This is a genomic window from Streptomyces sp. NPDC015661 (genome assembly GCF_043077765.1).
Taxonomy (GTDB): Bacteria; Actinomycetota; Actinomycetes; order Streptomycetales; family Streptomycetaceae; genus Streptomyces.
Genome location: NZ_JBIBST010000007.1, coordinates 61,028 through 82,975, shown reverse-complemented (window position 1 = coordinate 82,975; position 21,948 = coordinate 61,028). Strand labels below are relative to the sequence as shown.

Below are 21,948 nucleotides of genomic sequence, written 5' to 3'. Positions count from 1 at the left end.
GTGCATGCGTCCCTTCAGTGCCCACGCCGCGCGGCCCACGCCCGCCGAACGCGTCCGGTCCGTCCTGACCGCCGCCCACTCGATGACCGTCGTCACCGACGGAGTCCACCAGGAGGTCCACCTCCTCGACGGCAGCGGGCCGATGGGACACCTCCACCTCCACGACCCCTCCGAGGACTGCCCCGCCGGACGCACCGCCCGCATCCCCGTCCGCCTCGAACTCACCGACATCGCCCCCACCCCCGTACGCCGGCGCCTGCGCGCCCGCGTCACCCTGACGGGACTGCTCTCCGCCCCGTACACCTCGGAGGCCACCACCAGCAGCTGCGTGGAGTTCGGCCAGGCCCTCCTCGAGGACGACGAGGGACGCACGTACGTCACCCTCGACGAGATCCGCGCCACCGACCCCGACCCGATGGCCACGGCCGAGGCGACCATGCTCACCCACCTCGTCGACCGCCACGCCGAACTCGTCCCCCTGCTCCTCCGCCTCGTCCGGCCGCGCCCCGAACGGGAATTGGTCCGCGCCCTGCCCGTCGCCCTCGACCGGTACGGGCTCACCCTGCGCCTCGAACACCGCGCCGGCCCCGACCGGGACGCCCGGCTGCCGTTCCCCACCCCGCTCGGGGACATGGACCAGGCCGGCCCCCGCATCCACGCGCTTCTGGCCGCCGCACGCCGGGCCTCCCACACGGACCACCTGCTCACCTGAGCCCGCCGGCCGGGGCGTCCTTCCGCCGAGATGCCGGAGCGCCGCGGCAGGCGCACCATGGACGGCGTAGGCCCGCGTGCAGCGGGTGCCGGAACCGCTCGGGGACTTCCCTATACGGACACGGCCACGCCATGAACGCAGGAAGCCCGGCCAACGGCCGGCCAGCACCCACCAAAGGCGTCCTCTACCGAACCGGTCACTGGTGTGCCCGCCACTTCGTCGTCGTCATCGTCCTCTGGCTGGCGGCCGTCGCGGGGCTCCAGGTCCTCGACCGGGCCGTGGGCGGCCAGTTCGAGGACAACTTCTCGCTCCCCGGAGTGCAGTCGGCCGACGGACTCGACGTCCTCAAGGCACACGATCCCGCGGCCGGCGGATACACCTCGACGGTCGTCCTGAACGACCCCTCCAAACCCCTCACGCAGGAGTCGTCCGCGGTCAACTCCGTCGTCACCGCCCTGGGGAAGCTCCCCGACGTGATCGGCGTGCAGAACCCGCTCCCGCCGCCCGGGACCACCCCGCCCGCGCTCCCGGCCGGGACGCCCAACGTGGGACCGCTCTCCACCGACGGCAAGACCGCCTACATCACCGTCCGCTTCAGCGTCGCGCCCTCCACCCTGGGCACCGACTACCTGAACGGCGTCGACGCCGCCGTGCAGCCCCTCCGGGACGCCGGCGTCACCGTCGAGTACGGCGGTTCGCTCGGTGAACTCGCCCGCCCGACCGCCGACGACCGCAGCAGCGAGGCCATCGGCTTCGCCGTCGCCATCGTCGTGCTCCTCATCGGCTTCGGCAGCGTGATCGGCGCCGTCATGCCGCTGGTCACCGCACTGCTCGGAGCGGTCTGCGGGCTGGCCCTGCTCGGCCTGACGGCGGCCGCCTTCACCTTCGGGACCGTCTCGCCCACCCTGGCCACCATGATCGGCCTCGGCGTCGGCATCGACTACGCGCTGTTCCTCATCACCCGCCACCGCCAGAACCTCATGAACGGCCACGATCCCGCCGACGCGGCCGCCCTCGCGGCCACCACCAGCGGCCGCGCGGTCCTCGTCTCCGGCTGCACCGTCATCATCGCCCTGTCCGGCCTCTGGGTCTCCGGCGTCACCTTCATCGGCAAACTCGGCCTGGCGGCCGCCTTCACGGTCGTCACCGCCGTCATCGCCGCACTCACCCTCGTCCCGGCCATGCTCGGACTCGTCGGCAGACGCATCGACCGCTACCACGTCCGCAAGCCCGTGGCCGAGACCGACGCCGAACCCGGAGCGCCCGCGCACGGCACCTGGCACCGCTACGCGCAACGGGTCGAGAAGCGCCCCTGGTGGTTCCTGACCGGCGGTGTCCTCGTCCTGCTGGTCCTGGCGTTCCCCCTGCTCTTCATCCAGCTCGGACACATCGGCGACGGCGCCGACCCCGAATCGTTCACCGACCGGCGGGCCTTCGACCTCATCTCCACCTCCTTCGGCCCCGGCGTGAACGGGCCGCTCACGGTGGTCGTCGACCAGTCGGCCGTCCCGTCCGCCGACCGGGCCGACCTCGCCACCAAACTCAAGGACGCGCTGACGGGCGTCCCCAACGCCGCCTACATCACCCCGCTCCAGACCACCTCCGACGGAGACGTCCTCGTCGGCACCGCCTACTCCGTGGCCTCCCCGCAGGACGCCAAGACGACCGAACTGACCAACCACCTGGTCGACGACGTCCTTCCGCAGGCGGTGACGGGCACCGACGCGCAGACGTACGTCACCGGGAACACGGCCGCCCAGGTCGACTTCCTCGACATCGTCTCCAGCCGCCTGCCGCTGATCATCGCCGTCGTCGTCGGACTCGCCTTCCTCGTCATCCTCATCGTCTTCCGCGGCGTCCTGGTCGCGGTGAAGGCGGCCGTGCTCAACGTCCTCTCCATCGCCGCCTCGTACGGCGTCGTCGTCGCCGTCTTCCAGTGGGGCTGGGGAGGACCCGCCCTCGGAGTCAACGGCAAGGTGCCCATCGAGAGCTACGTGCCGATGATGATGTTCGCCATCGTCTTCGGCCTGAGCATGGACTACGAGATATTCCTGCTGTCCCGCGTCCGCGAGGCCTGGCTGCGGACCGGGGACGCCAAGGCCAGCGTGGCCCACGCCCTGGAGATCACCGCCCGCGTCATCACCTGCGCCGCCCTCATCATGGTCAGCGTCTTCGCGGCCTTCATCGTCTCCGACAACATCGTCATCAAGATGCTCGGCCTCGGGCTCGCCGTCAGCGTCCTCATCGACGCCACCGTGGTGCGCCTGCTGCTCGTGCCCGCCGTGATGACCCTCCTCGGCAGCCACGCCTGGTGGACCCCCGCCTGGCTGGACCGGATCCTCCCCCACCTGGACACCGAGGGCGAGGGAATCCCCGAGACGAGGACGAAGGCGTCCGTCTAGCGCCCGCCGCCACCTTCCCGCGCCACACCTTCCCCCGTCGCCCGAAGGGACCCTGGACGCGGCTCACCCCCGCGACAGTTCGCCGAGCGAGCGTCACTCCAAGGGTCATGCACCCGGAAACCGGCCGCTCCGGGACCGGCGTTCCCGATTCCGTGTGAACACCGTGTGGCAGGGATGATGGGGCGCATGATGACGCTCGCCGAAGTGGACGCCCTGGCCGACCGCGCGCACGCCGGACAGGTCGACAAGACCGGCGCCCCCTACGTCGCCCACGTCCGCGCGGTCGCCGCAGGCCTGGAACCGCTCGGCCCGCACCTGGCCATGGCCGGACTGCTGCACGACGTCATCGAGGACACCGCGTGGACGGCCGGACAGCTGCGCGCCGCCGGGATCCCCGACGCCGTCGTCTCCCTCGTCGAAGCCGTCACCAACCACCCGGACACGCCCTACGAGGAGAAACTCCGCCGGATCACGAGGGACGCCGGCGCGACCCTCGTGAAGATCGCCGACAACGCGCACAACAGCCGCGCGGACCGGGCCGCCGCCCTGCCGCCCGCCCAGCGGGAACGGCTCGCCGCCAAGTACCGGGCGGCCAGGGCCGTCCTGTGGCCGGCGGCCGACCCCGGTGACATCGCGACGATCCTCCGGGTCGTCAACCCCGAACTGCTCGCCGAACTCACCGGGACGGCCTGACCGGCGCCGTCGGAGGATCAGGCCCGGCGGCCCGCGATCCAGCCCGTGAGTTCCGTCGGACGGTTCGTGATGACCCCGTCCACGCCCAGCTCGTCGAGGGCCTTCCAGCGGGCCGCGTTGTCGACGGTCCACACGTTCACGGCCACGCCCGCCGCGTGCAGCTCGTCGACGGCCGCCGGACGCACCGAGAGGCCCTTGTCCGAGACGTTGTACGCGGCCAGGTGCAGGTCCTGGGCGACGGCGACCGGATCGGCGTCCAGGTTGTCGCGCAGCAGACCCAGCGGCAGCTCGGGCGCCAGCTCGTGCACACGCCGCAGGGACGTCTCGTCGAAGCTCTGCACGAAGACCCGGGTCGTCATGGACTGGTCCCGGACCTCCCGCACGATCCGCTCCACCTCGGCCTCGGTCTGCCGGCCCTTGATCTCCAGGAGCAGATTGCCGCCCCGCGTCCGCAGGTCCGCCAGCTGATCGGCCAGCGTGGGGACGCGCGCGCCGGCGAAGGCGGGGGCGAACCAGGAACCGGCGTCGAGGGCGTCCACCTGACCGGAGGTCAGCGAGCGGAGCGTGCCCGTGCCGTCGGTCGTCCGGTCCACGGTCGCGTCGTGAAGGATGTACGGCACGCCGTCCTTGCTGGGCTGGACGTCGTTCTCGATCCACGTCGTCCCGCCCCGCCGGGCCACCTCGTCGGAGAGCAGGGTGTTCTCCGGCGCCGCGGACGAGGCGCCCCGGTGGGCGAACACGGTCAGCGGTGCCCCCGCCGCGCGGATCCAGTGGCTCGCCGCGGCCCCCGGCGCCGGGCGCGGCGCGGACGGCGAGGCCGGGGAGGTGGCGACGAACGCGGTCGCGAGCGCCGCCACGGCGACGGGCACGGCGACGAGACCGGCGGTCCGGAGCCGGCGCGACCGGGTGACGGGCGGGTGAGCGTCTCTCATGAGCGGACACCCTAGACGGAACGCCCGGCGGACGGCGGGCGGGCGACACGACACGACGCACCGCGCCTGCCCTTTGGCCGAATCGTCCCGTCCGCGGCATGGTGGGGCATGTGCCCGCAGCCGTGCCGTCGGGGGACCCGGCCGGGCGTACCGAGTCAGGGGGACTCATGGACAACGGAAAGGCACGGAGAACCGGCGGCGTCGCGGAGACCGCCGCACCGGGACACCCGGAGCGCGGACGGGGAGTGCTCGAAGGAGCGTTCGCGCTGCTCGACGCCCTGCGCAGGAACGGCGACGAGGCCGGAGTGACCGAACTCGCCCTCGCCTGCGGGGTGCCCAAGGGCAGCGTCCACCGGCTCCTCGACCAGCTCGTCGGCGTCGGCGCCGTCGAACGCAGGGGCAACCGCTACCGCGTCGGCCCGCAGCTCTACCGCCTCGGCCAGGCCTGGGAACCGCACCCCGGACTGCGCACCGCCGCCCGACTGCCGCTCCAGCGACTGCGGGCCGCCAGCGGCGCCAGCGTCGTCCTCGCCGTGCTGCGCGAGGACATGGCCCTCACCGTCGGCTCGGTACCGGGCGACCTGGAGCCGCTGCTCCCCGTACGCGACGGGATCGCCTTCCACCTCGACACCGCCGCGGGGAAGGCGCTGCGCGGGCCGCTCCGGGGCGGGCCCGTGTTCGACCGCGAGGATGTGATGGAGGGCGTCTGCTGCGCCTCGCTGCCGGTCCGCGCCCCGGACGGCCGTACGGTCGCGGCGCTCGCCGCCATGGTCCCGGCCGGCCACCGACTCGACGCGCTCGCCCAGGCCGTCGCCGAGGCGGGGGCCGCGGTCACCCGCGCGCTCGCCCGGGGCGGCGGACAGCGCCGACCGGTGCCGCCGGCCGCGCTCGTCCTGTAGTCGCCCCTTTGAAGTCCCTTGATTTCCGGGCCCGTTCCATCCAGCGGAACGCGCGTAGAACCGGGGCGGGTCCGCCGGGCACAGTAGGTGTCGTGCCGGGGGAAACGGCACACCGGGGCCGCCGGGGGAAGGCGGACCGGACACCATGTCACGCGAGTGACCCGATGTGTGGGGGGACCACATGCGCAAGAACCGAGCCGTCCGAACGGCCGCCACCGCCCTGCTCGGGCTCGGCAGCCTCGGCGCCTTCGCCGGCACCGCGCACGCCGAGCCGATCGACTACGTGAGGATCGAGCTGTTCGAGCTGCACTGCCAGCAGAACAGCGAGGGCGACCACGACGAGGCCTACCTCAAGATCACCGACGCCAACGGCAACGCCGTCAAGGTCTGGCCCGGCAACGGCATCAAGTACCAGACCATGGGCACCGGTTACGTCCGCTCCATGGAGGACGGCAACGGCAACGCCGCGCTCATCCTCGGCAAGGAGCAGGCCCGCACCCTGACCCTGTGGGACTACGACTCGACCAGCAGCGACGACAAGCTGGGCGCCACGCTCGTCACCGGCAGCGAGGTCGGCGCCGAGACCCAGTGGCGCACCGTCGAGGGCTCCGGCGGCATCTACGTCATCGGCTACCGGGTCGTCGACATCTGATCGACCCCCGACAGCAGGGGAAGGGCCGTGCCGGCGACCGGCACGGCCCTTCCGCACGTAGCGCGTCAGTCCCCTTCGGGCGCGTGCAGCTCGCCCGAGCGCGCCACCCGCGCGTACCAGCGGGCGCTCGACTTCGGCGTGCGCTCCAGGGTGTCGTAGTCCACCCGCACCGCGCCGAACCGCTTCGCGTAGCCGTACGCCCACTCGAAGTTGTCGAGCAGCGACCAGAGGAAGTACCCGCGCACGTCCACCCCGTCCGACAGGGCCCGGTGCACCGCCTCCAGATGTGCGTGCACATAGGCGGCGCGCTCCGGGTCGTGCACCGAACCGTCCGGGCCGACGACGTCCTCGTACGCCGCCCCGTTCTCGCTGATCACCAGCGGGAGTCCGGGGTACGTGGCGGAGACCCGGGTCAGCAGGTCGTACAGCGCGCCCGGCTCGACCGCCCAGCCCATCGCCGTCGGCTCGCCCGGCCCGCGGTGGAAGGCGACCGCGTCCGCGCCGGGCCACGGCGAGTGCTCGCTGTGCCCGTGACCGTCGTCCTGCGGCTTCTCCGCGCCCTCCGGCACGTGCGAAACGACCGTCGGCGTGTAGTAGTTGATCGCGAGGAGGTCCAGCGGCTGGTTCGCCGCCGCGGTGTCGCCGTCCCGGACGAAGGACCAGTCGGTCAGGTGCGCCGTGTCGGCGAGCAGGTCCTCCGGGTAGGCGCCCTCCAGCATCGGGCCCAGCCAGACCCGGTTGCCGACGGCGTCGATGCGGCGCGCCGCCTCCAGGTCCTCCGCAGAACCGGTCAGCGGACGGATCTCGTGCAGATTGAGCGAGACCGCGAGCTGCCGGTCCGCCGGAAGCGAGGCACGCAGCGCCTGGACCGCCAGACCGTGCCCGAGGTTGAGGTGGTGGGCGGCGCGCAGCGAGGCCACCGGATCGGTGCGGCCGGGGGCGTGCACCCCGGAGCCGTACCCCAGGAAGGCGCTGCACCAGGGCTCGTTGAGGGTCGTCCACCGCTTCACCCGGTCGCCGACGGCGTCCGCGACGATCCCCGCGTACTCGGCGAACCGCTCGGCGGTCGCCCGCTCCGGCCAGCCGCCCGCGTCCTCCAACTCCTGCGGCAGATCCCAGTGGTAGAGGGTCAGCGCCGGCTCGATCCCGGCGGCGAGCAGCTCGTCCACGAGCCGACGGTAGAAATCGAGGCCCTGCTGGACGGCCGGGCCCCGGCCGGTGGGCTGGACGCGGGACCAGGAGACGGAGAACCGGTAGGCGTTCAGGCCGAGTTCGGCCATGATCGCCACGTCCTCGCGGAACCGGTGGTAGTGGTCCACGGCCACGTCGCCGGTGTGGCCCTCGAAGACCTTGCCGGGGGTGTGCGAGAAGGTGTCCCAGATGGAGGGGGTGCGGCCGTGCTCCGCCGCCGCTCCCTCGATCTGGTACGCGGCGGTGGCGGCGCCCCACAGGAAGTCGGCGGGGAACGAGCGGACGGCGGTGAGCGGCCGGGATTCGGGCGCGGTCATAGGAGGGGGCTCCCAACACGGGTACGGGGTGACGGAGTTGAGCGGCCGGTCAGCTCTTCACGGCGCCGGCGGTGATGCCGCCGACGATGTGCTTGCCGAGGAAGGCGAAGACGAGCAGCAGCGGCACGGTGGAGATCAGGGCGCCGGTCAGCACCACGGCGTGGTCCACGGTGTGGTTGCCCGCGCCGAGGCCGGCGAGCGCCACCTGAAGGGTGGGGTTGCCGTCCGGGGTGAGCGCGATGAAGGGCCAGAAGAAGTCGTTCCACGCCTGGACGAAGACCAGCATGCCGAGCACCGCCATGGCGGGCCTGGCCACCGGGAAGACCACGTGCCAGATGATCCGCAGGCTGTGCGCCCCGTCCATCCGGGCCGCCTCCACCAGCTCCACCGGCAGCGCCTCCACCAGGAACTGCCGCATGAAGAACACGCCGAAGGCGGCGACGAGCGAGGGCAGCACGACCGACTGGAGCTGATCGAACCAGCCGAGGTCCGTGATGATCTGGTACAGCGGGATCACGCTGAGCTGCGGCGGGATCGTCATCGTGGCGACCACCAGCGAGAGCAGCATCCCGCGGCCGCGGAAGGGCAGTCTGGCGAAGGCGAAGCCGGCGAGCGTCGAGAACAGCACGGTGGACAGCGCCACCAGGCTCGCCACGACCGTGGTGTTGACCAGGGCCTCGCCCATGTCGACCTGGTTCCAGGCGAAGCTGAGGTTGTCCAGGAGCCGCTTGCCGGGCAGCAGCGGCGCCGGGGCCTCCACGACCCGCTCGCCGGTGTGGGAGGCGGCGACCACGTTCCAGTACAGCGGGAAGAGCGAGACGAAGGCGGCGAGGACGAGCAGGACGTACGTCAGCGGACCCGCGTGGTGCTGCCGGCCGGCGGACTGCCCGAACCGGCGTGCGGGCGGGGGTGATGCGAGTGTGCGGGCCATGAGGTCATCCCCCCAGCTTCTTGCGGTTGTGGCGGGAGACGAGCGCCTGGACGCCGCCGATCAGGAGGAGCAGCAGGAGCATGACCCAGGCGATCGCGGAGGCCTGCCCGAGGGCGCCGGTCACCCAGCCCTTCTCGTACATCAGCAGACTCAGCGTCTGGAACTGGTTGCCGCTGCCGCCGCTGATCCCGACGCTGCCGCCGAAGAGCATCGGCTCGCCGAACAGCTGGGTCGCGCCGATGGTGGAGACGATGATCGTGAAGAGGATCGTCGGCCGGATCGACGGGATGGTGACGCTGATGAACTGCCGCCACCGCGAGGCCCCGTCGAGCGAGGCCGCCTCGTACAGGTCCTGCGGCACGGCCTGCATCGCGGCCAGGTAGATCAGCGCGTTGTAGCCGGTCCAGCGCCAGGTGACGATCGCCGAGATCGCGATCTGCGCCGGCCACTTGGACGACTCCCAGTCCACCGGGCCGACGCCGATCCAGCCGAGCAGGCCGTTGATCATGCCGTAGTCGGTGTTGAACAGCTGGGCGAAGACCAGGGTCGCCGCCGCGATCGAGGTGGCGTACGGGGCGAGGATCGCGACCCGGAAGAAGCCCCGGCCGCGGAGCTTGTAGTTGAGCAGGTGCGCCAGGCCCAGGGCCATGAGCAGCTGCGGAACGGTCGAGATCACTCCGATGGTGAAGGTGTTGAGCAGCGCGTTCCAGAAGAACTCGCTGGTGGCGAGGTCGGTGTAGTTCTCCAGGCCCTTCCACGTCGGGTCCCCGCCGAGCTCGACCCGGTTCAGCGAGAGCCAGCCGGTGTAGATCAGCGGGAAGAGGCCGAAGGCGGCGAAGGTGAGGAAGAAGGGGGCGATGAAGACGTACGGGATCGCCTTGATGTCCCAGCGGTAGAGCGTGCTGCGCAGGCCGCCCGGGGAGGAGGGGCGGCGCCGGGAGCCGGGGGAGGAGGGCGGTGCGGCGGGCGGCGGGGAGCCGGCCCGCCCCGCCCGGACGGAGGTGGCCACGGGGGCGTCCTTCCAGGTCGATGCGTGCGGTGGTGCGGACGGTGCCGGTCCGCCGCACGCGGGCGGCGGCGGACCGGCAGGCGCCCCCGCTACTGGTCGATCTTGTCGTCGACCAGCTTCTTGACGTTCTCCCAGGCCTTGGCCGGGTCGGTGCCGCGCTGCTCGATGTCGAGGATGCCGTTGTCGGTGAGGAAGGTCTTCACCTGGCCGTCGTAGCGGCTGATGGTGGCGGGGGTGATGCCGGCCGCCGCGCCGGCGAAGATCTTGCCGACCGGGGTGTCGCCGAAGTACGGCAGCTTCGCCTCCTGGACCGCCGAGGAGAGGAGCGTGTCCTTGGACGAGGGGATGTTGCCGTTCACCGCGAACACCTTGGCGTGCTGCGCGGGGGCGGTCAGCCAGGCGGCGAGCTCGGCGGCCTCCTTGATGTGCTTGCCGGCCTTCGGCACGGCGAGGAAGGAGCCGCCCCAGTTGCCGGCGACCGGCGGCGCGGCGATGTCCCACTTGCCCTGGTTGGCGGGACCGGCCTGGTCCTTGATGATGCCGGTCATCCAGCTCGGGCAGGCGACCGTGGCGAACTTCGAGTTCTTGAAGGCGGCGTTCCAGGTGCCCTTCTCGTCGAACTGGCGCAGCTTGGCGGTGAGTCCGCCCTGGGCCGCCTTCACCGCGGTCTCCCAGGCGTTCTTCACGCCGGGGCTGTTCTCCCAGTCGAGCTCGCCGCTCGCGTTGGCGTACTGCACCGGGTCGCTGGAGACGACGGCGTTGAACAGGCCGCTCGCGGAGTCGTGGAAGGCGGTGCCGGCGGGGGCCGCCGCCTTGTACTTCTCGCCGGTCTCGATGAACTTGGACCAGTCGCCGGCCCACAGCTTGGCGACTTCCTCGCGGGTGGTGGGCAGCTTGGCCTTGGCGAAGAGGTCCTTGTTGTAGCAGATGGCCATGGGGCCGATGTCGGTGCCGAGGCCGATGGTCTTCCCGTCGGCCGTCGTCGCCTGCTTGACCTTCCAGTCGAGGAAGTCGCCGAGGTTCGCGCCGCCCTCCTTGCCCAGGTCGACCCACTTGTTCGCCATGGCCGTGCCGGTCGCCTCGGCGATGTAGCCCACCTCGACGGCCTGGATGTCGGCGACGCCGCTGTTCTGGGCGAGGCGCAGCTTCAGCGTGTCCCAGTACTTCTGGCCGTCGGAGACGTTCGACTCCTCGATCTTGATGTTCGGGTGGAGCCGCTCGTACTCGGCGTAGAGCTTGGCGCCGGTCTTGTTGTCGTAGCCGAAGGAACCGAAGGTCCCGATCCGCAGCGTGATCTTCCCGGAGCCCTGGCCGCTCGCGCCGCCCTTGCCGCCGTCGTCGTCGCTGCCGCAACCGGTGAGCAGGGTCGTGCCGGTCACGACGACGGCGACCGCCGCGATCGCCGCACGGCGTCCGCGTCTGCTGCTGGAAGTGCGCATTCCACTCTCCTCGTCCAAGGTGGTGCTCTTTGTGCGCCAAGAGGCCCGGCCGGCTGATCGCGGCTCGGCGGCGCCTGCCAGGACCTGATGCAGGGCTGTGTCGCGCCCTGATGGGAGCGCTCCCACGTCGTTGCCGGAAGGTTGCTGCCTGGCGGGTGTGAGTGTCAAGACATGAACGCGGATTCGTTACCGGAAGGTTTTCCGGCGGTTTCGCGGCGCCCCGCGACTGCCGGGTCGTCATCTCCTGAACACATGCTCGTGGTGTGGACGGCCCGTGTGGGCTAGTGTGGGAGCGCTCCCATAGGGTGATGCCCAGGGCGAGCGGCGCGTTGTCTACGAGGGGAGTTCGGCGGTCGTGAACGGACGGCAGAGCGGCAGACCCACCCTGGAACAGGTCGCGGCCAGGGCCGGGGTCGGCCGGGGCACGGTCTCCCGGGTGATCAACGGTTCCCCCCGGGTGAGCGATCAGACCAGAACGGCCGTCGCCCGAGCCGTCGCCGAACTCGGCTACGTCCCCAACCAGGCCGCCCGCGCGCTGGCCGGCAGCCGCACCGACGCCATCGCGCTCGTCATCCCCGAGGCCGAGGCCCGGCTCTTCGCCGAGCCCTACTTCCTCGACCTCATCCGCGGAGTCAGCGCCGAACTCGCCGAGGCCGACAAGCAGTTGCTGCTCACCCTGGTCCGCAGCGAGCAGGAGCGGCAGCGCTTCGAGCAGTACCTCGCCGCCCAGCGCGTCGACGGGGTGCTGCTCGCCTCGGTCCACGGCGACGACCCGCTGCCCGACCGCATCAGGGAACTCGGCCTCCCGGTCGTGATGAACGGCCGCCGCACGGAGGCCGAGCCCGTGCCGTACGTCGACTCCGACAACATCGGCGCCGGACGCGCGGCCGTCGCCCATCTGGTGGGGCGCGGCCGGAGCCGTATCGCGACCGTCACCGGACCCCTCGACATGTACGTGGCCCGGGCCCGGCTCGGCGGCTACCGGGCCGGTCTCACGGAGGCCGGACTCCCGACCGACGAGACCCTGGTGTCGGCCGGCGACTTCACCGAGGACGGCGGCCGGCGGGCCATGCGGGAGCTCCTGGACCGCAGGCCCGACCTGGACGCCGTCTTCGTCGCCTCGGACGTGATGGCGGCCGGCGCGCGCGGTGCGCTGCGGGAGGCGGGCCGCCGGGTTCCCGGGGACGTCGCGCTCGTCGGTGTCGACGACTCGCCGGTGGCGCGGCTCATGGACCCGCCGCTGACGAGCGTGCGGCAGCCCATCGAGGAGATGGGCCGCACGATGGCGCGGATGCTGATCCAGGAGATCCACGAGAGCGCGGTGACCGCCCCGGTGGAGCCGCGCCGGCATGTGCTGCCGACGGAGCTGATCGTGCGGGAGTCATGAGGCATCGGCGTTGCCGAACGGCCCGGAAACAACGAAATCCGAAGCTGTCAAGCAACACGGAGGAGGAAACGAGCGTCTGGCCGTCGACCGATCAACCGAAATCGCGTTCTGCGGCTTGTGCATTTCCGGATGGTTGAGGAAGATCTCGTGCAACTGGCCGAAAGAAGACGGTCAGCCCCCGTACTTCCTTCTCCGGAGAGGCGCGATCGTTGAGCAACAGGCCCCGTAGCGAGGGGGGCGGTGGCCTGCGGGCCGACGCCCTGGGCACGTTCGATTCCGTGGTGATGGCGATCGTGGGGTGCGGACCGGCGTACACCGTGGCCGGAATCGTCCCCCTCGTCATCGCCGCCGCCGGCTTCGCCGCCCCTGCCGTACTGCTGTACTGCGCGATCCCGATGGTGGGTATCGCCCTGGCCTTCCGTCACCTCGGCCGGCTCGACGTCAACGCGGGCGCCTCGTACAGCTGGGTCGCCCGCTCCCTCCACCCCTTCCTCGGATTCCTGAGCGGATGGGCCGTGGTCTGCTCGGCCACGGTCTTCCTCGTCTCCGCGACCGTGCCGGCCGGCGGCGCGACGCTCTCGCTCATCGCCCCCGGCCTGGCGCGCGAGACCGGGCTCGCCACCGCCGTCGGCGTCGGCTGGTTCCTGCTGATGGCCTTCGTGGCCGCGCGCGGCAGCCGGATCGGCAGCCTCGCCCGCACCGTCCTCGGCGCCGTACAGCTCGCCCTGCTGCTGGTCTTCGCCGTCGCCGGCCTGCTCGCGGACGACAGGGCCGCGGCGTTCTCCCTCTCCTGGCTCGGCTTCAGCCACTTCGACGCCTCGCACACCTTCGTCGCGGGAGCCCTGATCGCCGGAGTCACCTACTGGGGCTGGGACGTCACCAGCAACCTCAGCGAGGAGACCCGCGACAGCCGGCGCGCCTCCGGACTCGGCGGCCTGATCGGCGTCGTGCTCACGTGCGCGGTCTTCGTGCTCTTCACGGTCTCCGCGATCTCCGTCCTCGGGCCCGCGGCGATCGCGGACGACCCGGCCGGTTACCTCTCCGCGCTCGGCGAGTCCATCTGGCCGGGCTGGGGCGGTCGCCTGCTCGCCCTGGCGGTCATGCTGTCCACCGTCGCCACACTGGAGACCACCCTGATCCAGGCCACCCGGACGCTCTTCGCCATGGGCCGCGACCGCACGATGCCCCGCGCCTTCGGCCGCACCCACGCCGAGTGGCGGACACCCTGGGTGGCCACCCTCGCCGTGGCGTCCGTCGCGGTCGTCCTCATCGTCGCCTCCACGACGGCGGGCTCGGGTGCGGAGTTCATCGAGAACGCGGTCGGCGGCGTCGGCCTGCACATCGCCTTCTACTACGCGCTCGCCGGACTCTCCGTCGTCGTCGCCTACCGGAAGGTCCTGTTCAGGTCCCTGGGCAATCTCGTCTTCATGGGACTCTGGCCGCTCGGCGGAGCACTGTTCATGATCTGGATCTTCGCCCAGTCGCTCCCGGAACTCGGCGCGCAGGCACTCGGTACCGGTCTCGGCGCCCTGGCGCTCGGACTGCTGCCGATGTTCTCCTCGTGGTTCCGGGGCGGTTCGTACTACCGGCCGAGGCCGCTGTCCTCCCTGGCCGTGCATCCTGAACAGGCCGATGCCGGGGGCGAGTTCCACGCAGGTCCCGGACCGGATGCGGCGTACGCCGGATCCGCGCGGCGGGACGACGTCCTCTCCGACTTCTGAGCTCAGGCCCCGAGCTCCGGATTCCGAACCGACCCGCGAGGAGCACGTCCATGTCAGCCTGGCTGCGCCGCAGTTCTGGAAGACCCGTCTACGACCGGACCTTCGGCGACCGCGCCCTCGCCGACGGCTGCGAAGACATGCTGATGGGCCGCTGGGAGGGCGCCCGCGACCTGCTCGCCGAGCAGCCACGCGACGACTGGGACCGCCGCTCGCACCGGGTCCGGCTGCTCGCCGACTCCGCCGCCGGGCGGCGCACCGTGGACGTCTGGCACGCGTCCGAGCCCGGAAACCCGGACGCCGCCGTGCTGCGCGCGGAGACCGAGGTGATGCGGATGTTCGCGGCCGCACGCGCCGGTACGTCTCCGCCGGGGGACAGCCTGGACCGGGTGACGCGGCTCTGCCTCCAGGCGTCCGAGCTGGCCCCCGCCGACCCGCAGCCCTGGGTCTCGCTGATCTCGCTGGGCCGGCTGTACGAGGGCGGCCACCCGCACATGGGGTCCTGGTGGAAGGAGCTCCTGGCCCGGGACCCGTACCACCGCGAAGGCCATCACCAGGCGCTGCGCCATCTCTCCGCCCGCTGGCACGGGTCCCACGGACAGGCTGCCAACTTCGCCTGGGACGTGGCAGGTTACGCGCCGGCGGGCTCACCGCTCGTGGTGCTGCCGCTGGTGGCGCGCTCGGAGGAGTACACCCACCGGACGGAGACGGAGGGCCGCACCGCCATCGGTCTGACGTACCACTGGAACGGCGAGAGCGCCCAGCGGGATCTCCGCGTCGTCCTGGACACCTGGATCGCCGCCCGGACGAGGGTGTACGCGCAGGACGTCGCCGACCTCAACCACCTGGCCCACGGGCTCGTCCGCGCCGGCATGAAGCGGGAGGCGGCCGACGTCTTCCGGACGCTGGACAACCGGGCGACCAGGGTACCGTGGTCGTGTGCCGGCGACCCGGAGGAACTGTTCGTCTTCTGGCGCGACGCGGCGCTCGCCTCCCCCTCGTGACTCGCCTCCCCCTCGTGAGGAGAGATCCCCGACAGCGTCACCCCCTCGGGCCGCACGCGTGCCGACGACCCCACGGGCCGGATCCCGTGGGGTCGCTCCGGTGCCGGGGCGGGTGCTACAGCGCCGGGTAGGCGTTCTTCAGGAGCTCCTGGAACTGGGCCGAGAACCACTGGCCCGAGAGCGGGGCGTCCGGCAGCGCGCCCGACATGCTGTTCCCGTTACGGGCGTTGCCCGTGTACGTCGGGTCGCACATCCGGTCGAAGCCCTTGCCCTCGGTGTTCGGGATCTCCTTGGAGGCGCCGTCGGACTCGCCCGGGGGCTTCATCCAGACGTACGCGTCGATGCCCGCGGCGGGAGCCGCCTGGGGCCGTTCGCCGAGGCCCGCACCGGACTGGTTGCACCAGTTGCCGAGGTGGATGCGCCGGTCGTAGCGTCCGCCGTTCACGTAGGTGTCGACGCTGGTCGTCGCGCCCGGACCGGTGGGCCGGGCGGTGCCGCCCCAGCCGTTGCGGGAGGTGTCGATCAGCATCCCGAGGTTGCTGTCGAAGCCGATCGAGACCAGCTTGGCGCGCATGGCCTGGGCGTAGGACAGCTCGTCGGTGTAGCGGTTCCAGTCGACCCACTTGGACTGGCGCACGGAGACCCCGTTGACGCTGTCGTCGATGGTGAAGTTGTTCTCCTTCAGCGCGCTGTAGTTGGCGGTGTTGACGATGAAGCCGTGCACGTTGGAGAGGGTCGAGCCCTCGGCCGTGGCGGCCGTCCTGAAGAGCTCGGCGGACGGGCCGAAGTTGTCGTCCCAGCCCAGCCAGCCGTGGTGGCCGGCGTCGATGTAGTTGTAGACGTTGCCGATCGCGCCGAACTTCTTGAGCGCGTAGCCGACGCCGGTGATGTAGTTGCCGTTCGCCTTCATGACGTCGCAGTTGGCGGTGGCCGTGGGACGCCCGGAGACGTTGGTGACCAGGTTGGGCAGCGAGTCGATCTCGACGGTGGTGACGATGCGGAGCCCCGCGTACTTGGAGTCGGCGAGGATCGCGGCGATCGGGTCGATGTACTCGGTCTTGTAGCGGCCGATCTCCGTCGGGCCGAGCTCGCCGTTGGAGGCGAGCGCGGCGCAGTCGCGGCCGGGCAGGTCGTAGATGACCAGCTGGACGACGAGCTCGCCGGAGCCCTTCTGCTTCAGGGCCTCGTCGAGGTGGGCGCGCAGGCCCATGGAGGTGCCCGAACCGTTGATCGCGGCGATCCGGTCCAGCCAGACGCCGGTGGGCTGGCCGGAGACCTTGGTGCCGCCGGGCTCGGCCGCCGCCTTCGCGGACCACTCGGGGTTCACGTACACCTTGGCGCCGGCGTACGGGTTGTCCACCTTGGTCCCGGCCGGAGGTGTCGTCGGCGGGGTCGTCGGAGGAGTGGTGGGCGGGGTGGTGGGCGGAGTGGTCGGGGGGTCGGTCGGCTGCGTGGCGGTGTTGCAGGTGACGCCGTTCAGCTTGAAGGTGGCCGGCACGGCGTTGGTGCCGCTGTAGGAACCGTTGAAGCCGAAGGACGTCGAACCACCGGTCGCCAGCGCGCCGTTGTACGACATGCTCCTGGCGGTGACTGCGGCCCCGGACTGCGTGATGGTGGCGTTCCAGCCCTGGGTGACCTGCTGGCTGCCGGCGTAGGTCCACTCCAGGGTCCACGCCGACGTCGGGTCGCCGGTGTTCGTGACGACGACGTTGGCGCCGAAGCCGGTGTTCCACTGGTTGGTGATGCTGTAGTCGACCTTGCAGCCCGGTGTGGCTGCTCCGGCGGTGGTGCCGAAGACCGTGGCGGTGGCTCCCGTCGCGGTGATGAGACCGAGGGCCGCCAGGAGGGCGGTACGGCTGGTGCGGCTCATGGGGTGGGGGTTCCTCTCAGGAGGTGAGGGCGCGCAGGTGGTCGCGCAGCCCGATGCCGAACGCGGTGGGGGTCCCGTCGTACGAAGTGATCAGCGCGGGCCCCGAGGCGCAGTTCCAGGTGTTCCAGGTCCAGCCCAGGTACGAGAGGCCGCGGTCGTCGAACCACTTCATGACGCGGTCGACGAACGCGTGGCCGCAGGTGTTCTCGCCGATCTCGCCCGCGAGGAGGGGCACTTGAGCGGCCACCGGGGCGAGGGTGGTGTTCCAGCACGTCTCGTCGGAACAGGTGTTGAAGTTGTAGACGTGCCAGGCGGCGGCCAGATTGCCCGCCGGGTCCGTGGGGCGGTACGTGAGCCACTGGCTCAGGTCGTTGGAGTACGCCAGGCCCGGGACGAGGACGAGGTTCTTCGCCCCCGTGGCGCGGACGGCGTCCACCAGGTCCTGCATGCCGGCGACCTCGTAGCCGATGCCGGGGCAGCTGCCGCCGTCGCGCCAGCAGGTCCAGGCCTGCGCCGCGGTGGAGGTCGCCCGGTCCGGGTAGGGCTCGTTGAACAGGTCGAAGACGACCCGTCTGTCGTTCTTGAAGGTGTTCGCGACCGAGGTCCAGAACGCCGGGGTGTACTGGGCGTCCGGCATCGGTTTCTGGCAGGAGGCGTGCACGTCGGAGCAGCCGGACGAGTTCCCGGTGTACTGGCCGTGGGTCCAGTGCAGTTCGACCACGGGGGTCATGCCGTGGGCGAGCACCTTGGCCACCAGGTCCTTCACGGCGGCGATGTAGTTCGCGCCGCGGTACTCGGCCTTGATGTTGTCGAGGCCGAGCCAGCACTCCTCGTTGAGGGGGATGCGGACGGTGTTGGCCTTCCAGTCGGCGATCGCCCCGACGGAGGCGTCGTCGACGGGGCCGTCCCAGATGCCGTAGCCCTGGACGCACATGAACTCGCCGCCGGAGCGGTTGACACCGAGGAGCCGGCGGGTGGCGCCGTTCTGGTCGGTGAACCTGTTGCCGGTGACGGTCAGTTCGGGTGCGCCGGTGACGGGGGTCGGGGGTGTTGTCGTCGGGGGCGTGGTCGGAGGCGTGGTGGGAGGCGTGGTCGGGGGTGTAGGGGGTGGCGTCGTGGGGGTGGTCGGGGTCGTCGGGGTGGTCGGGGTGGGGGTCGGTGTCGGCCCGTCCGTATTGCACGGCGTGCCGTTGAGCGTGAACGCGGTGGGTGCCGTGTTGGCGCCCGTCCAGGAGGCGATGAAGCCGCCCGAGACCTTCGCGCCGGTACCGAGAGCGCCGTTCCAGCTCTCGTTGACGACCGTGACGGACGCCCCGGACTGGGACCACTTGCCGCCCCAGCCCTGACTGACCACCTGGCCGGCCGGGAAGTCGAAGCCGAGGCTCCAACTGGTCAGCGGTGCACTGTTGTTGGTGAGGGTCACGGCACCCTGGTAGCCGCCGGCCCACTGGCCGACGACCGAGTACTCCACGGTGCAGGCGGGTGCGGCCGAGGCTCCGGCGGCCGTACCCATGACGGCGAGAGCGGTGCTCGCCGTCGTGAGCGCCGCTCCTGCGAGCAGCGCGGAAAGGCGTGGGGGATGTCGCATGAGCGAGTCCTCACAGCGAGGGCACACCCCTGACGGTGTGCCGACTGGATGGAATCGCTCCCACTGGGTCGGGCAGACCGTAGCGTCAACTGGTGCCAAGGAAAAGAGGAGTTGGGTAAATTCCCCGGCTTTTGGCTTCGACTTCCTCACACACCTTGACGGCGTGGGGCCCCAACTGCACAGTGGGAGCGCTCCCACTGGTTCACAGCTTGACCGTCGCACTTCGAGCTCTTCGCATCCCCACCTCCCGAGCCGCGAGGAGAACCACCCCATGGCACGACTCCGCCCGAGAACGCGCCCGCGCCGGCAACTGACCGCCCTGGCCGCCGCGCTCTCCCTCCCCCTCGGCCTCACCGCCGTCGGCGCCACCACCGCCCAGGCCGCCGCCGTCCAGTGCAGCGTCGACTACAGGACCAACGACTGGGGTTCGGGCTTCACCGCCGAACTCACGCTCACCAACCGGGCAGCCGAGCCCCTGAACGGCTGGACGCTCACGTACTCCTACGCCGGCGACCAGAAGCTCACCAACGGCTGGAGCGGCGTCTGGTCGCAGTCCGGCAAGAACGTCACGGTGACCAACGCGTCCTGGAACGGCACCCTCGCCGCGGGCGCCGCCACCACCACCGGCGCCCAGTTCACCTACAGCGGGACCAACGCCGCCCCGACCGGCTTCGCCGTCAACGGCACCACCTGTGCCGGCGCCCATCAGCCCCCGGTCGCGGTCCTGACCAGCCCGGCCGCCGGGGCCGTGTACACCGAGGGCGACGCGGTGCCGCTCGCCGCCACCGCCGCCGCGGCCGACAGCGCCACCGTGAACAAGGTGGAGTTCTACAGCGACACGACCCTCCTGGGCACCGACACCACCGCGCCCTTCACCTACAGCGCGGCCGGTCTCGCCGCCGGTGCCCACTCGCTCTACGCCAAGGCCTACGACACGCTCGGTGCCTCCGCCGAGTCGGCGCCCGTCGGCATCACGGTCGCCGCCGGACCCGCGCTCGTCGCCTCCCCGAGCCAGCTCGGCGTACGGCAGGGCGGCACCGGCACGTTCGACCTGAAGCTCTCCACCGCCCCCACCACCAACGTCACGGTGAGCGTCGCCCGTACCTCCGGCAACACCAGCCTCACCGCGACCCCGGCCACCCTCACCTTCACCCCGGCGAACTGGAACACCGCCCAGAAGGTGACCGTCGCCGCCGCGGCCACCGGCACCGGCTCCGCCGTCTTCACCGCGACCGCCCCCGGTCACGCCAAGGCCGAGGTCACCGTCGCCCAGCTGGCCGCGAACTCCACGTACGACGCCCGCTTCCTCGACCTCCACGGGAAGATCACCAACCCGGCCAACGGCTACTTCTCGCCCGAGGGCATCCCGTACCACTCCGTGGAGACCCTGATCGTCGAGGCCCCCGACCACGGGCACGAGACGACCTCGGAGGCGTACAGCTACCTCATCTGGCTCCAGGCCATGTACGGCAAGATCACCGGCGACTGGACCAAGTTCAACGGCGCCTGGGACACCATGGAGAAATTCATGATCCCCACCCACGCCGACCAGCCCACCACCTCCTCCTACAACGCCTCCAAGCCCGCCACGTACGCCCCCGAGTGGGACCTCCCCTCCCAGTACCCGGCGAAGCTCGACTCCGGCGTCACCTCCGGCATCGACCCGATCGCCGGTGAGCTGAAGAGCGCCTACGGCACCGACGACGTCTACGGCATGCACTGGATCCAGGACGTCGACAACGTCTACGGCTTCGGCAACGAGCCGGGGAAGTGCTCCGCCGGACCGACGGCGACCGGCCCCTCGTACATCAACACCTTCCAGCGCGGCCCGCAGGAGTCCGTCTGGGAGACCGTCACCCACCCCACCTGCGACAACTTCTCCTTCGGCGGGAAGAACGGCTACCTGGACCTCTTCACCGGGGACTCCTCCTACGCCAAGCAGTGGAAGTACACCGACGCCCCCGACGCCGACGCCCGCGCCGTCCAGGCCGCCTACTGGGCCGACCTCTGGGCCAAGCAGCAGGGCAAGGGCTCCCAGGTCGCCACGACCGTCGGCAAGGCCGCCAAGATGGGCGACTACCTGCGGTACGCGATGTTCGACAAGTACTTCAAGAAGATCGGGAACTGCGTCGGACCGACCGCCTGCCCGGCCGGCACCGGCAAGGACAGCGCCCACTACCTGCTGTCCTGGTACTACGCCTGGGGCGGCGCCACCGACACCTCCGCGGGCTGGTCCTGGCGCATCGGCTCCAGCCACAACCACAGCGGCTACCAGAACCCCCTCGCCGCCTACGCCCTCAGCTCCTACGCCCCGCTCAAGCCCAAGTCGGTGACGGGCCAGGCGGACTGGGCGACCAGCCTCGGCCGGCAGCTGGAGTTCTACCGCTGGCTCCAGTCCGACGAGGGGGCCATCGCGGGCGGCGCCACCAACAGCTGGCAGGGGCGGTACGCCACCCCGCCGGCCGGCACCCCCACCTTCCACGGCATGTACTACGACGAGCAGCCCGTCTACCACGACCCGGCGTCCAACCAGTGGTTCGGCTTCCAGGCCTGGTCCATGGAGCGGGTCGCCGAGTACTACCAGCAGACCGGTGACGCCAAGGCGAAGGCGGTCCTGGACAAGTGGGTCTCCTGGGCGCTGTCGAAGACCACGATCAACCCCGACGGCACCTACCGGATCCCGTCCACCCTCCAATGGACCGGCGCGCCCGACACCTGGAACGCGGCGAGCCCCGGCGCCAACGCCGGACTCCACGTCACCGTCGCCGACTACACCGACGACGTCGGCGTCGCCGCCGCCTACGCCAAGACGCTCACCTACTACGCCGCCAAGTCGGGGCACGCCGAGGCCAAGCGCGTCGCCAAGGCCCTCCTCGACGGCATGTGGGACCACCACCAGGACGCGCTCGGCATCGCCGTCCCGGAGACCCGCGCCGACTACAACCGCTTCGACGACCCCGTGTACGTGCCGAGCGGCTGGACCGGCACCATGCCGAACGGCGACGCGGTGAACTCCTCGTCGACCTTCGCCTCGATCCGTTCCTTCTACAAGGACGACCCGGCCTGGCCGAAGGTCGAGGCCTACCTGGCGGGCGGCGCCGCCCCCGTCTTCACGTACCACCGGTTCTGGGCCCAGGCGGACATCGCCCTGGCCATGGGCTCGTACGCGGAGCTGCTCGAATAACGGCCCGCCCCGCGAGAGCG

Annotated in this window: 16 protein-coding genes; 9 read left to right on the top strand and 7 right to left on the bottom strand. The window is 71.2% G+C overall.

Annotated features, from left to right (window positions below; genetic code table 11):
* The first annotated feature begins 4 nt into the window (after positions 1–4).
* From ACF07V_RS19840 to ACF07V_RS19830, 3 genes are all read left to right on the top strand, one after another.
* On the top strand, positions 5–712 hold the full coding sequence (locus ACF07V_RS19840; protein ID WP_392155792.1) for a DUF2470 domain-containing protein: 708 nt from the start codon (positions 5–7) through the stop codon (positions 710–712).
* Positions 713–843: 131 nt separating this feature from the next.
* Positions 844–3,114, top strand: coding sequence for an MMPL family transporter (locus tag ACF07V_RS19835; RefSeq protein ID WP_392155790.1), 2,271 nt, complete (start codon positions 844–846; stop codon positions 3,112–3,114).
* Positions 3,115–3,300: 186 nt separating this feature from the next.
* On the top strand, positions 3,301–3,807 hold the full coding sequence (locus tag ACF07V_RS19830) for an HD domain-containing protein (protein ID WP_392155788.1): 507 nt from the start codon (positions 3,301–3,303) through the stop codon (positions 3,805–3,807).
* A 17-nt stretch (positions 3,808–3,824) separates the two neighbouring features.
* On the opposite strand, the gene ACF07V_RS19825 is transcribed toward ACF07V_RS19830, so the two are convergent.
* Entirely contained in the window at positions 3,825–4,739 is a 915-nt protein-coding gene (locus ACF07V_RS19825; protein WP_392155786.1) for a glycerophosphodiester phosphodiesterase, read from the bottom strand.
* 167 nt (positions 4,740–4,906) lie between these two features.
* Between ACF07V_RS19825 and ACF07V_RS19820 the strand changes: the two genes are divergently transcribed.
* Both ACF07V_RS19820 and ACF07V_RS19815 read left to right on the top strand, forming a co-directional pair.
* Positions 4,907–5,638 carry an IclR family transcriptional regulator gene (locus tag ACF07V_RS19820; RefSeq protein ID WP_392155784.1) on the top strand — a complete coding sequence of 244 codons (732 nt, stop codon included), beginning with the start codon at positions 4,907–4,909 and terminating at the stop codon, positions 5,636–5,638.
* Between the two features lie 181 nt (positions 5,639–5,819).
* Entirely contained in the window at positions 5,820–6,290 is a 471-nt protein-coding gene (locus tag ACF07V_RS19815) for a hypothetical protein (protein WP_392155783.1), read from the top strand.
* Positions 6,291–6,355: 65 nt separating this feature from the next.
* Here ACF07V_RS19815 and ACF07V_RS19810 read toward each other — a convergent pair whose 3' ends face one another.
* The 4 genes from ACF07V_RS19810 to ACF07V_RS19795 all read right to left on the bottom strand — a co-directional run bounded on the left by ACF07V_RS19810 (position 6,356) and on the right by ACF07V_RS19795 (position 11,177).
* Positions 6,356–7,798 (bottom strand): GH1 family beta-glucosidase, encoded by a 1,443-nt coding sequence (locus ACF07V_RS19810; RefSeq protein ID WP_392155781.1) that lies wholly within the window; start codon positions 7,796–7,798, stop codon positions 6,356–6,358.
* Between the two features lie 49 nt (positions 7,799–7,847).
* Positions 7,848–8,729, bottom strand: coding sequence for a carbohydrate ABC transporter permease (locus ACF07V_RS19805; RefSeq protein WP_392155779.1), 882 nt, complete (start codon positions 8,727–8,729; stop codon positions 7,848–7,850).
* A gap of 4 nt (positions 8,730–8,733) precedes the next feature.
* The gene (locus ACF07V_RS19800; RefSeq protein ID WP_392155777.1) at positions 8,734–9,738 is read right to left on the bottom strand and encodes a carbohydrate ABC transporter permease; all 1,005 of its coding nucleotides are present in this window, start codon (positions 9,736–9,738) and stop codon (positions 8,734–8,736) included.
* An 89-nt stretch (positions 9,739–9,827) separates the two neighbouring features.
* A complete protein-coding gene (locus ACF07V_RS19795; protein WP_392155775.1) occupies positions 9,828–11,177 on the bottom strand; it encodes an ABC transporter substrate-binding protein in 1,350 nt (449 codons plus the stop codon).
* Between the two features lie 355 nt (positions 11,178–11,532).
* On the opposite strand from ACF07V_RS19795, the gene ACF07V_RS19790 reads away from it, so the two are divergent.
* The 3 genes from ACF07V_RS19790 to ACF07V_RS19780 all read left to right on the top strand — a co-directional run bounded on the left by ACF07V_RS19790 (position 11,533) and on the right by ACF07V_RS19780 (position 15,286).
* Positions 11,533–12,564 carry a LacI family DNA-binding transcriptional regulator gene (locus ACF07V_RS19790; RefSeq protein WP_392155773.1) on the top strand — a complete coding sequence of 344 codons (1,032 nt, stop codon included), beginning with the start codon at positions 11,533–11,535 and terminating at the stop codon, positions 12,562–12,564.
* Positions 12,565–12,809: 245 nt separating this feature from the next.
* The gene (locus ACF07V_RS19785) at positions 12,810–14,285 is read left to right on the top strand and encodes an APC family permease (RefSeq protein ID WP_392156406.1); all 1,476 of its coding nucleotides are present in this window, start codon (positions 12,810–12,812) and stop codon (positions 14,283–14,285) included.
* Positions 14,286–14,335: 50 nt separating this feature from the next.
* Complete coding sequence (locus ACF07V_RS19780) at positions 14,336–15,286, top strand: hypothetical protein (protein WP_392155772.1); 951 nt, start codon at positions 14,336–14,338, stop codon at positions 15,284–15,286.
* 115 nt (positions 15,287–15,401) lie between these two features.
* Here the strand turns inward: ACF07V_RS19780 and ACF07V_RS19775 are convergent, their stop codons facing one another.
* Together ACF07V_RS19775 and ACF07V_RS19770 are read right to left on the bottom strand one after the other, a co-directional pair.
* The gene (locus tag ACF07V_RS19775) at positions 15,402–17,156 is read right to left on the bottom strand and encodes a glycoside hydrolase family 6 protein (protein ID WP_392155770.1); all 1,755 of its coding nucleotides are present in this window, start codon (positions 17,154–17,156) and stop codon (positions 15,402–15,404) included.
* Between the two features lie 16 nt (positions 17,157–17,172).
* Positions 17,173–18,744 (bottom strand): cellulase family glycosylhydrolase, encoded by a 1,572-nt coding sequence (locus ACF07V_RS19770; protein ID WP_392155768.1) that lies wholly within the window; start codon positions 18,742–18,744, stop codon positions 17,173–17,175.
* 271 nt (positions 18,745–19,015) lie between these two features.
* Here ACF07V_RS19770 and ACF07V_RS19765 point away from each other — a divergent pair, with 271 nt between their 5' ends.
* Entirely contained in the window at positions 19,016–21,928 is a 2,913-nt protein-coding gene (locus ACF07V_RS19765; protein ID WP_392155766.1) for a glycoside hydrolase family 48 protein, read from the top strand.
* Positions 21,929–21,948 lie beyond the last annotated feature (20 nt).

Excerpts from the sequence above, each read along its gene's own strand:
- ACF07V_RS19815 (WP_392155783.1), top strand. The coding sequence starts at position 5,820 with ATGCGCAAGAACCGAGCCGTCCGAACGGCCGCCACCGCCCTGCTCGGG.
- ACF07V_RS19835 (WP_392155790.1), top strand. The coding sequence starts at position 844 with ATGAACGCAGGAAGCCCGGCCAACGGCCGGCCAGCACCCACCAAAGGC.
- ACF07V_RS19810 (WP_392155781.1), bottom strand. The coding sequence starts at position 7,798 with ATGACCGCGCCCGAATCCCGGCCGCTCACCGCCGTCCGCTCGTTCCCC.
- ACF07V_RS19795 (WP_392155775.1), bottom strand. The coding sequence starts at position 11,177 with ATGCGCACTTCCAGCAGCAGACGCGGACGCCGTGCGGCGATCGCGGCG.
- ACF07V_RS19805 (WP_392155779.1), bottom strand. The coding sequence starts at position 8,729 with ATGGCCCGCACACTCGCATCACCCCCGCCCGCACGCCGGTTCGGGCAG.
- ACF07V_RS19825 (WP_392155786.1), bottom strand. The coding sequence starts at position 4,739 with ATGAGAGACGCTCACCCGCCCGTCACCCGGTCGCGCCGGCTCCGGACC.
- ACF07V_RS19780 (WP_392155772.1), top strand. The coding sequence starts at position 14,336 with ATGTCAGCCTGGCTGCGCCGCAGTTCTGGAAGACCCGTCTACGACCGG.
- ACF07V_RS19765 (WP_392155766.1), top strand. The coding sequence starts at position 19,016 with ATGGCACGACTCCGCCCGAGAACGCGCCCGCGCCGGCAACTGACCGCC.
- ACF07V_RS19830 (WP_392155788.1), top strand. The coding sequence starts at position 3,301 with ATGATGACGCTCGCCGAAGTGGACGCCCTGGCCGACCGCGCGCACGCC.
- ACF07V_RS19770 (WP_392155768.1), bottom strand. The coding sequence starts at position 18,744 with ATGCGACATCCCCCACGCCTTTCCGCGCTGCTCGCAGGAGCGGCGCTC.
- ACF07V_RS19775 (WP_392155770.1), bottom strand. The coding sequence starts at position 17,156 with ATGAGCCGCACCAGCCGTACCGCCCTCCTGGCGGCCCTCGGTCTCATC.
- ACF07V_RS19820 (WP_392155784.1), top strand. The coding sequence starts at position 4,907 with ATGGACAACGGAAAGGCACGGAGAACCGGCGGCGTCGCGGAGACCGCC.
- ACF07V_RS19840 (WP_392155792.1), top strand. The coding sequence starts at position 5 with ATGCGTCCCTTCAGTGCCCACGCCGCGCGGCCCACGCCCGCCGAACGC.